Origin of the sequence: Microbacterium sp. NPDC087592 (genome assembly GCF_044743585.1) — a bacterium.
GTDB lineage: Bacteria > Actinomycetota > Actinomycetes > Actinomycetales > Microbacteriaceae > Microbacterium.
In genome coordinates, this window is the sequence record NZ_JBIUWT010000001.1 from 163,572 (window position 1) to 177,764 (window position 14,193).

Below are 14,193 nucleotides of genomic sequence, written 5' to 3' on the forward strand. Positions count from 1 at the left end.
GGCCAGCCTACGGCGAGTCTCCCGCCTGGTCGCCGACCTCGGGGTGAGAGTGGAGACGTGCCACTGGACTTCACTGCGATCGACTTCGAGACCGCGAACTCCAGCCCCGCCTCCGCCTGTTCCGTCGGACTGGTCCGTGTGCGCGGCGGCGAGGTCGTCGCCACCACCGGATGGCTCATCCAGCCGCCGCCCGGTCACGACGAGTTCCAGGAGTGGAACGTGCGGATCCACGGCATCCAGCCGGAGGATGTGCTGTCGGCTGCCACGTGGGTCGACCAGTTCGACAGACTCTGCGCCTTCGCCGGAGCCGACGTGCTCGTCGCCCACAACGCCGACTTCGACCTCAACGTGCTGCGCCGCGCCTCGGAGGCGACGGGGCAGCTCTGCCCGCCGTACCGCTCGCTCTGCAGCTTGCAGGTCGCGCGGAAGACGTATGTGCTCGACTCCTATCGCCTGCCCGTCGCCGCAGCCGCCGCCGGATTCGAGGAGTTCGCGCACCACGATGCCCTCGCCGATGCTCGTGCCTGCGCGCAGATCGTGATCGATGCGGCCGCCAGGGCGGGTGCCGCCGACGTGTTCGCGCTCGCCGACGCGCTGAGCCTGCGCGTCACCGCACCCGTCGCGCCTGCTCTGGAGCGCGCCGTCGCCTGAGCCGACACACCGCTCCCGTGCGCGGCGACCTCGTAATGTCCGATGCCGGCCGCATCATGAACACATGGATGCTCTGGCTGTGGTTCTCCTCCTCGTCGCCCTCGCGGCGGGTGTCGCTGTGGGCTGGTTCCTGCACGCAGGACGTGGGGCCGCTGATCTCGCGCGCGCTCAGGCCGAGCTGGCCGCCGCGCGCGACGACCGCGACCGCCAGTACGACCTCTACCGCGATGCCGTCGAGCACTCACGGAACGAGCAGCGAGCCGAGGCGCAGCGCGTGCAGCAGCAGAACGCGGTGCTGACGGCGCTGGCTCCGGTGCGGGAGAGCCTGCAGCAGATGCAGACGAAAGTCACCGCGATCGAGCGCGAGCGTCACGCCCAGTTCGGCACGCTGGAGGAGCAGTTGCGACGCGCGCAGGAGTCCGACGAGGCGCTGCGGGCGACGACGGAGTCCCTCGCCGGAGCGCTGCGCTCGACAGCCACGCGCGGAGTGTGGGGCGAGACGCAGTTACGCCGCGTGGTGGAAGCGGCAGGGCTCACACGCCACATCGACTTCGATCTGCAGGCGACGATCTCCTCCGACCGGGGCCAGGGTCGGCCCGACATGGTCATCCGTCTCGCCGGCGGCAGCTCCATCGCGGTCGACGCCAAGGTGCCGCTCGACGCGTATCTCGAGGCATCGGCGCTGTCGGCGGGCGACGCCCAGGAACCGCAGCGGCGATCCCTCATGCAGAAGCACGTCAAGGCCGTCCGCGCGCACATCGATGCCCTGGCCAAGAAGGCGTACTGGGCCGGACTCGACGCGAGTCCCGAGTTCGTGATCTGCTTCCTGCCGAGCGAGTCGCTGCTCGCCGCGGCCATCGACGAAGACCCCACCCTGCTCGACTACGCGTTCAGCCGACGAGTGGCTCTCGCGTCTCCCGTGAATCTCTGGGCCGTCCTGAAGACCGTGGCTTTCACGTGGACGCAGCAGGAGGTGTCGACCGAGGCACGCACGCTGCTCGCCCTCGGCACGCAGCTCTATGACCGGTTGGGCACTCTCGCCGGGCACGCCGACGACCTGCGCCGCGCCCTGGAGCGCACGGTCGACAGCTACAACCGCTTCGCCGGCTCCCTCGAGACGCGCGTGCTCGTGACGGCGCGGCAGTTCCCCGGCGTCGATGCTGCGGCTCTCGCGTCCGTTCCGGCAGTGACGGAGAGCACAGGACGACGCTTCACGGCTCCCGAGCTGATCGCCGCCGACGGGCGAGGGGACGAATCCGTGGCTGAAACGTCAGAAGCCACCGACCACATCGGTGCGGCATCGGTGCGCGCGGACGTGGGCGAGGTACGGGTTCGTCTCGACGAGATCTAGGGGCCACCGACGCTGTGCACCGCCGTCACGCCTGCACTGCGGCCTACGGCGTAGCGCGCGGACGAACGGTCGAGCAGCGCCTCAGGCGATACCGGGTACGCCGCTGAGCAGCAGGATCACGAGGCCACTGGTGGCGAGGAAAGCTCCGATCATCCACCAGGCACTGATCTCATGGCCCTCGTCGCGGCGGACGCGGAACAGCACGTCAGCGCGGCGAGCCGGATCGGCGATCGCCGCCGGCGGGGTGGTCACGGGCGGGGTGGCTGCGACGCCCGGCTCGGCGTCGGCGCTCACTCGGAGAATTCGCCCGGTGTTCGTCGTGATGATCTTCGTCGCGGCGGCCTTCGAGCCGCTCGTGTGCTGCGTTGTCATCCGTTCGCCCTCCTGTGCCTGCGGTGCCTGACGGCTCCGTCCACGGCGACAAACCCAGTGACAATTGTGACACGGCGCTCCGGAAAGCGTGGCTCACGCCACCCCGGCCCTATACCGGCTCGATAACGATGCCGTCGTCGTCGGCCGGGAGAAACGCGCCCTCAGAGGGGCCTGTGAATCAGAGCCACTTCGAGACGAGGTGCTCCGAGGCGATGCGACGGAGGGTTCCGGAAGCACCACGGAGCACGACGCTCTCCGTGTACACATAGCCCCGCTCACGGCGGACGCCCGCCACGAGCTGGCCGTCGGTGACACCGGTCGCGACGAAGATCGTGTTGTTGCCCTGCACCAGGTCGTCGGCCTCGTAGACCCTGTCCATGTCGAGCCCGGCGTCGATCCCGCGCTGACGCTCGTCGTCGTCACGCGGCCACAGACGACCCTGGATGTGTCCGCCGAGCGCCTTGATGGCGCATGCCGTGACGATGCCCTCGGGGCTGCCGCCGACGCCGACGCACATGTCGGTGCGCGCATCATGCCGGGCGGCGTTGATCCCACCCGCGACGTCACCGTCGCTCATCAGTCGGGTGCCGGCGCCCGCATCGCGGATCTCCTGGATGAGTTGCTCATGACGCGGACGGTTCAGTACCGACACGACGATCTCGTCGACGGGCTTGTCGAGCGCACCGGCGAGCTTGCGGATGTTCTCGCCGATGGGGAGCCGGATGTCGACGACACCGACGCCTGCGGGCCCCGTGACGAGCTTGTCCATGTAGAAGACGGTGGAGGCATCCAGCATCGTGCCCCGGTCGGACACCGCGATCACGGACAGCGCGTTCTGCCGACCCGCTGCGGTGAGGGAGGTTCCGTCGATGGGATCGACCGCGATGTCGCACAGCGGTCCGCGCCCGGTGCCGACGACCTCGCCGTTGAACAGCATGGGTGCGTTGTCCTTCTCGCCCTCGCCGATCACGACGCGGCCTTGGAAGTCGACGGTGCCCAGGAACGCGCGCATCGCGTCGACGGCCGCCCCGTCGGCGGCCTCCTTCGCGCCTCGACCGATGAAAGGGACCGCGCGGATGGCCGCAGCCTCCGTCGCTCGCACCAACTCCATCGCGAGGTTACGGTCGGGACGAAGAGGGCTCAGATCCGCAGTCAGACTCACCATGCGGTCAGCCTAGCTATCGACGCGAGCGAACAGCCCGGTTTTCCGCCTCCATCCCTCGAAGGAATCGCGATTCTTAACGCCTGGGCACGAGCTGCCGTGCGAGCGGGACGCCCGACCTTCGATACGACTCCGGTGGCCCCGATAGAGTGGCACCTGTCCCGGCTTCCCTTATCGCAGGAGTTCTCATGCCCGTCGCCACCCCGGATCAGTACGCCGAAATGCTCGACCGCGCGAAGGCCGGCGGCTTCGCGTATCCCGCATTCAACGTCTCGAGCTCGCAGACGATCAACTCCGTCCTCCAGGGGCTGACCGAGGCCGGCTCCGACGGCATCATCCAGGTCACCACGGGTGGAGCCGACTACTTCGCCGGCCACACCGTCAAGGCACGCGCCACCGGCGCTCTCGCCTTCGCCCGCTTCGCCACCGAGGTCGCCAAGAACTACCCGATCACCGTCGCGCTGCACACCGACCACTGCCCGAAGGACGCCCTCGCCGGCTTCGTCGAGCCGCTGATCGCAGCCTCCGAGGACGAGGTCAAGGCCGGCCGCAACCCGATCTTCCAGTCCCACATGTGGGACGGCTCGGCGGTTCCCCTCGCGGAGAACATCGAGATCGCGAAGGACCTTCTCCCCCGCATGAAGAACATCAACGCCATCCTCGAGGTCGAGATCGGCGTCGTCGGCGGCGAAGAAGACGGCGTGCAGCACGAGGGCTCGAACGACGCCCTCTACACGACGTTCGCGGATGTCGACCAGGCCGTGCAGGCCCTTGGTCTCGGCGAGCAGGGTCGCTACATCGCCGCCCTCACGTTCGGCAACGTGCACGGCGTGTACAAGCCGGGTGGCGTCAAGCTGCGCCCGGAACTCCTCGGCGAGATCCAGGCCGAGGTCGCAGCGAAGTACAACACGGGCGCCAAGCCGCTCGATCTGGTCTTCCACGGTGGCTCCGGCTCGACCGACGAGGAGATCGCCCTCGCGGTCGCGAACGGCGTCATCAAGATGAACATCGACACCGACACGCAGTACGCCTACACGCGTGCGATCGCCGACTACATGTTCAAGAACTACGACGGCGTGCTGAAGGTCGACGGCGAGGTCGGCAACAAGAAGCAGTACGACCCCCGCGCCTGGGGCAAGATCGCCGAGTCGGCGATGGCAGCCCGCGTGGTCGAATCGACCCGTCAGCTCGGTTCGTACGGCCAGTCGAAGAGCTGATCCGTCGCGACTTCGATGAGAGATGCCCCAGCCGGTCGGCTGGGGCATCTCTCATTTCGCAGCGTGGCGCGGTCGGCCAGCCGGGCAGCCGTCAGCCTCGGCCGCGGCGGATCCGGACGATCGAGATCGCTGCATCGATCAACGCATCGATCACGAGCAGCAACCCGAGGGTCCTGCCCGCTCCCCGCACGCGAGACGTTACCCACGCTCCCGCGGCGAACTCCCCGAACGACAGGGCGAGGCCGACCACGGGACGGCGGCGGAGAGCCTCGCCGAGCCGCGCGAGCGGGCGTTCCCGACGGGTGAGAGGCGTGAACTCCCCGACCCCGGCGATCGCCGTCTCCCGTACCGCGGTCCACCACCCCACCGGCAGGAACCGCCGTTGCGGCCGTGCGGTCGCCCCGCCGAACGCGGCGTCGATCAAGTCCGGCGCGACGCCGAAGGCGGCCAGGAAGGCTCGCTCGCGGGACTCGGCACCGATCACACCACCCAATGCCTCGGGAATCAGTGCGCGGTGGGCGGCATCCACGTCGAGCCTGACGGCGGCGGCCAGCTCCAGGAGCTCATCGCGGCTCCCGTCACCCTCGGTGAGCAGTCGACGGTAGATCTCCGCAGTCTCGGGAACACGGATGGCGTCGATGTCGAGCACGGGTAGGGTGTCGCGTTCCGCATCCGTCCAGAACGGCACCGGACCGCCGTTGCCCGCGGTCACCTCGAACCACACGTCGGCGTCCGCGCGATTCAGCTCGATCACGGGCACCTCCGCCCTGGAGGTCGACCAATCACCGGTCGGCTCCGAGGTCTCGAACTGCTGAAGCGACCAGTCGCCGGACTCCCGGTGATCGACGGGCATTCTGCGCGCCGTCGCCAGGATCCTCGCGATGCCGGGGCCGCGGTGCGAGAACGCGGAGACCCTCACCGCCGAAGCCGCGAACAGTGCGGAATCGATCGCGGCATCCTCCGACTCGTCGGCGCCCACCTCGGCCGAATCGTCGATGAGCTCGTCGACCAGTTCCTCCACCGGATCGAAGCCGAACGCCTCGTCCTCATCCACGTCCACGTCCACGTCCAGCCAGAGCGTCAGGCCCTCCGCCTCGAAGGCTGACTTCAGCTCGCTCGTCGACAGGGTCGACTCGACCGTGTCCTCCTCGCTGAGCGTCAGGACGTGGCCGTCGTCCGTCACCGGGATCGCGAGTACGGCCTCCTCCCGGTCATCCCACGCGGCTGTCGCATCGCGCATACCGGCGGGAACACGCAACAGGGAGAGGATGTCTCGGGCCGCTGGCCGAGGGTCGGAGCCGTCGCCACGATCCACGGAGGCGTAGGAGAGCTGGATGCCGAAGCTGTTCTGAAGCATCCTTCGACAGTACGTGCTCCCGCGGCTACTGCCCGACGGTCGCGAGGTAGGCCACGAACGCCGGGTCGTTCATCATCGGCACCGAGATGCAGATCGTCACGACGATCATCGTCGCCAGCGCACCCGCGATCGGCACCCACCAGCTGATCCGTCGACGCCGCAGACGTCGGATCGACAGCGCCGCCGTGATCGACCATCCGACGGCGAGCACGATGGCCGCGATCGTCCCCCAGATCCGCCCCTGGGCGAAGTTCGTGAACTCCCCCTCGATGCCGAGGATCTTCATCGTCTCGTTCATCACGGTGGGCAGATCGAGATACGACAACCCGGTGATGATGATGTTCACCAGGCCGTAGGCAAGCAGCGCGATGGTCACGAAGCGGTCGACCGGGTGCGGACGTGCCGCCGGGGCGCTCGCGCTCGGATCGGGCACCGTCGGGCCTGCGGCCGGCGGTGCCGGCGGGGCGACGACGACCTCGTCGAGGGGCGGCAAGCCGGCGGCTCGCCGCTGCTCCTCGGGCGTGGCGAGTTCGCCGTACTGCGGGCGCTGATCGGTCATCCCGCCATGCTAACCGTCCCGACCCTGGGCGATTCACAGCGAGGGCGCGTGAAAACGATAGCGGCCCCGGAGAAGTGGGGACTTCGCGGGGCCGCGGACGTGAAGCGCTGGGGACGCTTCTCATCCAATTTGATCACCGGCGCTGGGGACGCCCGTGGTGATCAGTAGCGCTGATGCATGCCGCTACTCACCTGATCATAGGAAAACGTGTGCCCGAGCGCCAGGGGTCAGACTTCAGATAGTGAACTCCGCGCCGTCGGAACCCGCGTCGAAGTTGTCGGCGCCGAGTTGCAGCGAGAGCCGTCTGGCCGTTCGCTGCAGCGTCGCCACCAGCTCGCTGTCCACCACTGCGCGGTCGGCCGGCAACGAGATCGCGAGCGACGCGGTGACGCCGGGGGCGATGACCGGCACCGCCACACAGGTCGCGCCGATCACATACTCCTCATGATCCACCGCCCACCCGGGCGAGTGCTCCAGCTGGGTCAGCAGTGTCGTGCGATCGCTGATCGTGCGCGGCGTGAGCTCCTCCAGGCGATGTCGGGAGAGGTAGTCCAGTCGCTCATCATCGGGCAGGTCCGCCAGGATCTGCTTCCCCAAAGCCGTCGCGTGCGCGCTCGACTGCAGTCCGACCCACAGCTCCACCCTCGGGTTGCGCACCGCGTCGACGATGTCGACCAGGTGCATCTCTCCATCAGCGAACCGGGAGAGGTACGCGGTCGCCCCCACATCCTCCGTCACGTCCCGGAGGGCGGCTCGGACTCGAGCCAGGAAGACACCCCGCGAGTCGATCTGCTGCTGGAACGAGGGGAACCGGGCCCCGAGCACCAACCCGTCGGGTTCGGAGTTCAGATACCCCTCGTGGACGAGGGTGCGCACGAGATTGTATGTCGTGCCCGGTGTCAGCCCCGTAATCGCCGCCAGCATCTTGGTCGGAAGCGGCCGAGGTGAATTGGCGACGATGTCGACCAGCCGCAGCGCGCGCTGTACCGACCCGATGAGGGTCGGCTCCGCTTCCGCGGCGCTCAACGCTACGCGCCTCCTCCAGTGGCGCGACCGCCGAGTGCACGATCGTCACGCTGACCGGAAGCATCGTGTCGAAGCTCCTTGGGCAGGGAGAACATGAGGTCCTCCTCTGCGGTCTTGACCTCTTCGACATCACGGTACCCGGCGTCGCCGATCGCATCCAGTACCTCGCGCACCAGTACCTCGGGCACGGATGCACCACTCGTGACGCCGACGGTCTCGACGCCGTCGAGCCACTCCTGCTGGATCTCCTCCGCGTAGTCGACGCGGTAGGCGGCCTTCGCGCCGTACTCGAGCGCGACCTCGACGAGGCGCACGCTGTTGGAGGAGTTCGACGAGCCGACGACGATCACGAGGTCGGCACCGGCCGCGACCTTCTTGATCGCGACCTGGCGGTTCTGCGTGGCGTAGCAGATGTCGTCGGACGGCGGGTTGTGCAGCTCGGGGAAGCGCGTGCGGAGGCGATTCACCGTCTCCATCGTCTCGTCGACCGAGAGAGTGGTCTGCGAGAGCCAGACGACCTTGTTGGGGTCCTTCACGACGACGGTGTCTGCCTCTTCCGGGGAGTTCACGACCGTGACGTGCTCCGGGGCCTCGCCTGCTGTCCCCTCGACCTCTTCATGACCCTCGTGACCGATGAGCAGGATCTCGAAGTCGTCGCGGGCGAATCGCACGGCCTCGCGGTGAACCTTGGTGACCAGAGGGCAGGTCGCATCGATCGCGTGAAGTCCACGATCCGATGCGGCGTTGACGACCGCCGGGGAGACGCCGTGCGCACTGAAGACGACGTGCGCGCCCTCGGGGACCTCGTCGACCTCTTCGACGAAGATCGCGCCCTTCTCCTCGAGCTCGGTCACGACATGGATGTTGTGCACGATCTGCTTGCGCACATAGACCGGGGCGCCGTAGCGTTCGAGCGCCTTCTCGACGGCGACGACGGCGCGGTCGACGCCGGCGCAGTATCCGCGCGGCGCGGCGAGCAGGACCCGCTTGCGTCCGGCCACCGGGTTATCCTGAAGCCGTCCGGCCGCCGCACGAACACGTGGGAGACGGGGGACGGGGAGATGCACGGCAGTCGAAGTCACCCTTGGATTCTACCGCCGCGCGGCTGTGCGGGGCCGGAGAGACCAGGGTCAGGAACGGGAGCGGATGACAGTCTTCGAAGCGACGACGGGCCAGGGTGAGACGCCGCCCGCCGATTCGGTCGCCCCTCGCGATTCCACAGCCGATGCCCCCACCTCGGTCACGAGGCTCAACGCGACGATCCGCGACTTCATCGCCCGCTGGAACACGGTCTGGGTCGAAGGTGAGATCACGTCCTGGAACGTGCGCGCCGGCAACGTCTTCGCACGGCTGAAGGACACCCGCTCGGACGCGCAGATCTCGATCCGCGTGTGGTCGAGTGTGCGCGGACGCATCCCGTCCGACATCGGCATCGGCGATCACGTCGTCGTCGCGGTGAAGGCCGACTACTTCGTCAAAGCCGGAGACTTCAGCTTCGCGGTCTCCGCGATGAAGCACGTGGGGCTCGGCGATCAGCTCGAGCGTCTCGAGAAGCTCCGTGTGCAGCTGCGTCAGGAGGGTCTGTTCGACCCGGCCCGGAAGAAGCGCCTGCCGTTCCTCCCGCACGTCATCGGGCTGATCACCGGCGAGCGCTCGGACGCCGAGAAGGACGTGCACCGCAACGCCGAGCTGCGCTGGCCGCAGGTGCGCTTCCGCACCGAGTACGCCGCCGTGCAGGGTGATCGCTGTGTGCCCGACACCCTGGCGGCCCTCGCGAAATTGGACGCGGACCCCGAGGTCGACGTCATCATCATCGCCCGCGGCGGCGGTGACCCGCAGACGCTCCTCGGCTTCAGCGATGAGCGTCTCGTGCGGGCGGTGTCCGCGGCGACCACTCCCGTCGTCAGCGCGATCGGACATGAGAACGACCACCCCCTCCTCGACGATGTCGCCGACCTCCGCGCATCCACCCCGACGGATGCGGCGAAGCGCGTGGTCCCCGACGTCGGAGAGCAGCGGGCTCTGATCGCGCAGCTGAGATCCCGCGCGACGTCGCGCCTCACGCAGCGCCTCACGCACGACATCGCACAGCTCGAGCAGCTCCGCTCCCGCCCGGTCCTGCGCTCCCCCGCGCCGATCATCGACGCGCGCGCGCAGGAGCTGTGGCTCCTGCTGTCGCGTGGTCGTGACAGTCTCACCCGGCAGCTCGACCTCGCCGGACGTCGCACCAGCGAGCTGCGCGCCTCCCTGCGGGCGCTCTCCCCCGCGGCGACCCTGGCTCGCGGCTATGCGATCGCGCACCTCGAGGGCGGCGTGATCCTTCGCGATGCGGCGGATGCGCCGGCAGGCAGCGCCCTGACGATCACGGTCGATCGTGGATCGGTGGCTGCCCGCTCGGAGGGCGAGATCCCTGAGAACGACTGAGCCGGGCCGACACGACGCACGACGTAGGATGGAGGGGTGAGCGCCCTGAACGACATCCCCGTGGAGACGCTGTCGTTCGAGGCAGCCCGTGACGAGCTCGTGAAAGTCGTCGCCGAGCTTGAACAGGGCTCTCCGACCCTCGAGCACTCGCTCGCCCTCTGGGAGCGCGGCGAGGCGCTGGCCGCTCGCTGCGAGGAGTGGCTGCTCGGCGCGAAACGCCGTCTGGATGCCGCTCGCGCAGCCGCGTCGGACGACGAGACTCCTGGCGGCGACGCATGAGCAAGCAGCCTCCGATCATCGCCGAGCTCGGACGCCCGGAGACGCCTGACGAGACCGCCGCCCGCAAGGCGGCGTCGAGTAAGGCCTACCGATCCAGCCAGACCTTCCGCAACCTCATCGCGGCGCTGCTGGTCACAGTGGCCGTCGTCGCCGTCATCATCTTCGCCGTGCCCCGGGGCGAGCCTGTCGAGCGCAAGCCGCTCGACGTCGCGTCCGTGGCCGAAGGCGTGGAGTCCTCGATGGAGCGCCCCGTCCTCATCCCCGAGCTCGGCACCTTCTGGCGCGCGAACAATGCGGAGATGCAGGGTGGCGCCACGGTCGTCTGGGAAGTGACGCTCGCCCCGAAATCCGACACCGAGCGCGGCTTCGTCAAGGTCGCGCAAGCCTTCGACGCCGACGCGTCCTGGGCCCCGCAGCGACTGAACGGCATCGCACCCACGGACACGGTGCGCATCGGCGGACTCGACTGGGACGTCTACAAGCCCGGCAGCGCCGAGTCCAACGCGAACGTCACCTACGCCATCGGCACTCAGGCGGGCGACGACTACATCCTGCTCTACGGCGCGCGCTCTGCAGACTCCACCGCGGAGCTCGCAGAATCCCTCATCCCGCAGATCCGCGACATCTCGGAGGCCTCATGACGCACCCCTTGACCCCGGCCGCAGCCTGGCAGCAGATGCAGGAGGGCAACCGCCGTTTCGTCGCGGACGAACCGCGTCACCCGAACCAGGATGTGCTCCGACGCAAAGACCTGGCGGCGGCGCAGCACCCCGTCGCCACGCTGTTCGGCTGCTCGGACTCACGTCTCGCCGCGGAGATCATCTTCGACCTCGGCCTCGGCGACCTGTTCGTCGTCCGCAACGCCGGCCAGGTCATGGGTGAATCGATCGTCGCGAGCCTCGAGTACGCGGTCGCGGTGCTCGAAGTGCCCCTGATCGTGGTGCTCGCCCATGACTCCTGCGGCGCGGTTCGCGCGGCGATCGACGGCACCGCGATCGACGCCGCTCCTCTGCCGCCGCACATCTGGAAGCTGATCGCCCCGATCGTCCCCGCCGCGCGGAAGGTCCTGGCAGAGAGCGGCGGCGGCACCGTCGCCGACATCGACTCGGAGCTCGTCGGCATCGAGCATCTGCGCAACACCGTGCGCGACCTGCTGCAGTCGTCCGAGATCATCAGCAACGCCGTCGCCGAAGGCCGTCTGGGCATCGTCGGCGCCAACTACCGTCTGGCCGAGGGCGAGGCGGTGCCCGTCATCACGGTCGGGCTCGACACCGACGTCACCAAGGGGATCGACCCCGCAACCAAGGAGGGTTCGGAATGACCGACACCGAGTACCGGATCGAGCACGACACCATGGGTGAGGTGCGGGTGCCCGTGAACGCGCTCTACGGGGCGCAGACGCAGCGCGCCGTCGAGAACTTCCCGATCTCGGGCAAGGGCCTCGAATCGACGCAGATCGCCGCCCTCGCCCGGATCAAGAAGGCTGCAGCGCTCGCCAACAAGGAACTCGGCACGCTCGACGGCGCCATCGCCGACGCGATCGCCCAGGCCGCCGACCAGGTGGCCTCCGGCGCGCACGACGGCGAGTTCCCGGTCGACACCTACCAGACCGGTTCCGGCACGTCGTCGAACATGAACATGAACGAGGTGCTGGCCACCCTCGCAACCGGCATCCTCGGTTCGGCCGTGCACCCGAACGACCACGTGAACGCCTCGCAGTCCTCGAACGACGTGTTCCCGACGTCGGTGCACATCGCCGTGACGCAGGCCCTCATCGACACACTCATCCCCGCGCTCGACCACCTCGCCGTGGCCCTCGAGGCGAAGGCGGAACTGTGGAAGGACGCGGTCAAGTCCGGCCGCACGCACCTCATGGACGCCACGCCCGTGACCCTCGGCCAGGAGTTCGGCGGCTACGCCCGTCAGATCCGCCTCGGCATCGAGCGCGTGCAGTCGGCCCTCCCGCGCGTCGCCGAGGTTCCCCTGGGCGGCACCGCCGTGGGCACCGGCATCAACACGCCCCTCGGCTTCCCGCAGAAGGTCATCGCGCTGCTCGCGGCCGAGACCGAGCTGCCCATCACCGAGGCGAAGGATCACTTCGAGGCGCAGGCCAACCGCGACGGCCTGGTCGAGGCCTCCGGCGCTCTGCGGACGATCGCCGTCTCGCTCACCAAGATCAACAACGACCTGCGGTGGATGGGCTCCGGCCCCAACACGGGTCTCGGCGAACTGCACATCCCCGACCTCCAGCCCGGCTCCTCGATCATGCCCGGCAAGGTCAACCCGGTCGTCCCCGAGGCCGTGCTGATGGTGTGCGCGCGCGTGATCGGCAACGACGCGACCGTCGCCTGGGCCGGAGCATCCGGTTCGTTCGAGCTCAACGTCGCGATCCCGGTGATGGGCACGGCGGTGCTCGAGTCGATCCGTCTGCTGTCGAACGCCTCGCGCGTGCTCGCTGACAAGACCATCGACGGCCTGCAGGCGAACGTCGAACGCGCCGCCGCTTTCGCGGGCATGAGCCCGTCGATCGTCACCCCGCTGAACAAGCTCATCGGCTACGAGGCTGCCGCGAAGATCGCCAAGCACTCGGTCGCCAAGGGCATCACCGTGCGCGACGCCGTGATCGACCTCGGCTACGTCGAGCGCGGTGACCTCACTCTCGAGCAGCTCGACGAGAAGCTCGACCTGCTGTCGATGACGCACCCGGGCTGACCTGCACGAAACGACGGATGCCGCGATGACTCGTTCCTCGCGGCATCCGTCGTTTCCGGTCCGCAAATGCATGACCGTGTTCCGGGTGCATGAGAACCCAACAGGAACATTCATGCATCTGGCAAGAACTCATGCGGATGGAGCGGGTCAGACCCGCGCACGGCCGAGTGCTGCCATCACGGCCGCCACAACCACATCCCAGGTGTGCAAGATCATCGCGTAGTCGAAGCGAAGAGTCTCGAACCCGAGGCGTGATGCCGCGGCATCGCGCATGAGATCCCGGTGACGCTGACTCGGTCCGTCGTGGTTCTCCCGACCGTCTGCTTCCAGAATCACCCGCCCCTCGATGACGAAGTCGACTCGTCCGACTCCTGCGACTGCGACCTGCGTTCGCACCTCGACTCGGATGAGGTGGAGCCTCAGCCGTACCAGCGATTCCAAGCCGCTCTCCGCATCGGGCCGTGCAAGATCGACGAGCCAGCGCGCGGAAGCAGGAAGAGCCGCCCGGACCCTCGCGCGTGCCGCGGCTGTAAGCATCCGCTTGTTCCATGCCGACTCGAATGCAGCGAAGAAGAACTCCTCGCCATAGCAGGCGAATGCGTGCAGAAGCGCGACATCGATCGGAGCGATTCCGATATCCATACGTCCTGGGGTGAAGTGGGCGACGCAGCCGCACCGCTCCGGATGATGACGTCGACCACCGAGACCCATCCACACGTGCACCTCTTTCGGCATCTCGAGCGTCCACACTTCTCGAGCGCGCAAAGCTCCACCGCACGTGAGGGCGCCACCGTGCGCTGCTGCCGAGACCACTTCCGGTGCGGCGTCACCCGACGCGAAAAACCAGGGCCGCACCCGAACGATACGTCCGGCCCTGCACTCGACGCCCAGCCGCGAACGCGAGCAGCCGAACGCCTGAAGTCGGGTGCCGCGCGCGACCCCTCCGAAGTGCCCGAGGACGGAGCCGACGTCGATCATCGTCTCATCCTGGATGCACGTGACCATTGCTCTCGCACGCCGGAGTGCAATCCGTGGAATCACGTTTCTCAAACCATGGCTGTGCAGTCCCGGACCACCCGGTCC

15 protein-coding genes are annotated in these 14,193 nt (G+C 68.3%); 8 read left to right on the top strand and 7 right to left on the bottom strand.

The features are described from left to right. Positions 1–57: 57 nt before the first annotated feature. Together ACIOTO_RS00850 and ACIOTO_RS00855 are read left to right on the top strand one after the other, a co-directional pair. On the top strand, positions 58–651 hold the full coding sequence (locus ACIOTO_RS00850; protein WP_400855954.1) for an exonuclease domain-containing protein: 594 nt from the start codon (positions 58–60) through the stop codon (positions 649–651). 64 nt (positions 652–715) lie between these two features. Next, positions 716–2,002: a DNA recombination protein RmuC gene (locus tag ACIOTO_RS00855; protein ID WP_400855957.1), complete on the top strand. Its 1,287-nt coding sequence runs from the start codon at positions 716–718 to the stop codon at positions 2,000–2,002. 81 nt (positions 2,003–2,083) lie between these two features. Here ACIOTO_RS00855 and ACIOTO_RS00860 read toward each other — a convergent pair whose 3' ends face one another. Continuing rightward, positions 2,084–2,374, bottom strand: a complete 291-nt coding sequence (locus tag ACIOTO_RS00860) for a hypothetical protein (RefSeq protein WP_215067109.1) — start codon at positions 2,372–2,374, stop codon at positions 2,084–2,086. Between the two features lie 178 nt (positions 2,375–2,552). Continuing rightward, positions 2,553–3,539, bottom strand: coding sequence for a class II fructose-bisphosphatase (gene glpX, locus ACIOTO_RS00865; protein WP_029262953.1), 987 nt, complete (start codon positions 3,537–3,539; stop codon positions 2,553–2,555). Between the two features lie 185 nt (positions 3,540–3,724). Here glpX and fbaA point away from each other — a divergent pair, with 185 nt between their 5' ends. Further along, positions 3,725–4,753, top strand: coding sequence for a class II fructose-bisphosphate aldolase (gene fbaA / locus ACIOTO_RS00870; protein WP_029262954.1), 1,029 nt, complete (start codon positions 3,725–3,727; stop codon positions 4,751–4,753). Positions 4,754–4,844: 91 nt separating this feature from the next. Here fbaA and ACIOTO_RS00875 read toward each other — a convergent pair whose 3' ends face one another. The 4 genes from ACIOTO_RS00875 to ACIOTO_RS00890 form a co-directional block, all read right to left on the bottom strand. Beyond that, positions 4,845–6,110 carry a hypothetical protein gene (locus tag ACIOTO_RS00875; RefSeq protein ID WP_400855958.1) on the bottom strand — a complete coding sequence of 422 codons (1,266 nt, stop codon included), beginning with the start codon at positions 6,108–6,110 and terminating at the stop codon, positions 4,845–4,847. Between the two features lie 25 nt (positions 6,111–6,135). Then, positions 6,136–6,669: a DUF6264 family protein gene (locus ACIOTO_RS00880; protein ID WP_029262956.1), complete on the bottom strand. Its 534-nt coding sequence runs from the start codon at positions 6,667–6,669 to the stop codon at positions 6,136–6,138. A gap of 234 nt (positions 6,670–6,903) precedes the next feature. Next, a complete protein-coding gene (locus ACIOTO_RS00885) occupies positions 6,904–7,695 on the bottom strand; it encodes an IclR family transcriptional regulator (RefSeq protein ID WP_372467309.1) in 792 nt (263 codons plus the stop codon). 2 nt (positions 7,696–7,697) lie between these two features. Further along, positions 7,698–8,777, bottom strand: coding sequence for a 4-hydroxy-3-methylbut-2-enyl diphosphate reductase (locus tag ACIOTO_RS00890; protein ID WP_181156177.1), 1,080 nt, complete (start codon positions 8,775–8,777; stop codon positions 7,698–7,700). Between the two features lie 64 nt (positions 8,778–8,841). Here ACIOTO_RS00890 and xseA point away from each other — a divergent pair, with 64 nt between their 5' ends. The 5 genes from xseA to ACIOTO_RS00915 are packed head-to-tail and all read left to right on the top strand — an operon-like array spanning position 8,842 to position 13,110. Further along, positions 8,842–10,119, top strand: a complete 1,278-nt coding sequence (gene xseA / locus ACIOTO_RS00895; RefSeq protein WP_029262959.1) for an exodeoxyribonuclease VII large subunit — start codon at positions 8,842–8,844, stop codon at positions 10,117–10,119. 36 nt (positions 10,120–10,155) lie between these two features. Further along, positions 10,156–10,398, top strand: coding sequence for an exodeoxyribonuclease VII small subunit (locus ACIOTO_RS00900; RefSeq protein WP_029262960.1), 243 nt, complete (start codon positions 10,156–10,158; stop codon positions 10,396–10,398). After that, the gene (locus ACIOTO_RS00905; protein ID WP_400855963.1) at positions 10,395–11,039 is read left to right on the top strand and encodes a DUF4245 family protein; all 645 of its coding nucleotides are present in this window, start codon (positions 10,395–10,397) and stop codon (positions 11,037–11,039) included. The genes ACIOTO_RS00900 and ACIOTO_RS00905 overlap by 4 nt, the downstream gene beginning before the upstream one ends. Further along, on the top strand, positions 11,036–11,719 hold the full coding sequence (locus tag ACIOTO_RS00910; protein ID WP_400855964.1) for a carbonic anhydrase: 684 nt from the start codon (positions 11,036–11,038) through the stop codon (positions 11,717–11,719). The genes ACIOTO_RS00905 and ACIOTO_RS00910 overlap by 4 nt, the downstream gene beginning before the upstream one ends. Next, positions 11,716–13,110, top strand: coding sequence for a class II fumarate hydratase (locus tag ACIOTO_RS00915; RefSeq protein WP_400855966.1), 1,395 nt, complete (start codon positions 11,716–11,718; stop codon positions 13,108–13,110). The genes ACIOTO_RS00910 and ACIOTO_RS00915 overlap by 4 nt, the downstream gene beginning before the upstream one ends. Positions 13,111–13,257: 147 nt before the next feature. Here ACIOTO_RS00915 and ACIOTO_RS00920 read toward each other — a convergent pair whose 3' ends face one another. Beyond that, positions 13,258–13,752, bottom strand: a complete 495-nt coding sequence (locus tag ACIOTO_RS00920; RefSeq protein ID WP_400855968.1) for an endonuclease domain-containing protein — start codon at positions 13,750–13,752, stop codon at positions 13,258–13,260. Positions 13,753–14,193 lie beyond the last annotated feature (441 nt).

Excerpts from the sequence above, each read along its gene's own strand:
- ACIOTO_RS00855 (WP_400855957.1), top strand. The coding sequence starts at position 716 with ATGGATGCTCTGGCTGTGGTTCTCCTCCTCGTCGCCCTCGCGGCGGGT.
- ACIOTO_RS00860 (WP_215067109.1), bottom strand. The coding sequence starts at position 2,374 with ATGACAACGCAGCACACGAGCGGCTCGAAGGCCGCCGCGACGAAGATC.
- glpX (WP_029262953.1), bottom strand. The coding sequence starts at position 3,539 with ATGGTGAGTCTGACTGCGGATCTGAGCCCTCTTCGTCCCGACCGTAAC.
- fbaA (WP_029262954.1), top strand. The coding sequence starts at position 3,725 with ATGCCCGTCGCCACCCCGGATCAGTACGCCGAAATGCTCGACCGCGCG.
- ACIOTO_RS00875 (WP_400855958.1), bottom strand. The coding sequence starts at position 6,110 with ATGCTTCAGAACAGCTTCGGCATCCAGCTCTCCTACGCCTCCGTGGAT.
- ACIOTO_RS00880 (WP_029262956.1), bottom strand. The coding sequence starts at position 6,669 with ATGACCGATCAGCGCCCGCAGTACGGCGAACTCGCCACGCCCGAGGAG.
- xseA (WP_029262959.1), top strand. The coding sequence starts at position 8,842 with ATGACAGTCTTCGAAGCGACGACGGGCCAGGGTGAGACGCCGCCCGCC.
- ACIOTO_RS00905 (WP_400855963.1), top strand. The coding sequence starts at position 10,395 with ATGAGCAAGCAGCCTCCGATCATCGCCGAGCTCGGACGCCCGGAGACG.
- ACIOTO_RS00910 (WP_400855964.1), top strand. The coding sequence starts at position 11,036 with ATGACGCACCCCTTGACCCCGGCCGCAGCCTGGCAGCAGATGCAGGAG.
- ACIOTO_RS00915 (WP_400855966.1), top strand. The coding sequence starts at position 11,716 with ATGACCGACACCGAGTACCGGATCGAGCACGACACCATGGGTGAGGTG.
- ACIOTO_RS00920 (WP_400855968.1), bottom strand. The coding sequence starts at position 13,752 with ATGGATATCGGAATCGCTCCGATCGATGTCGCGCTTCTGCACGCATTC.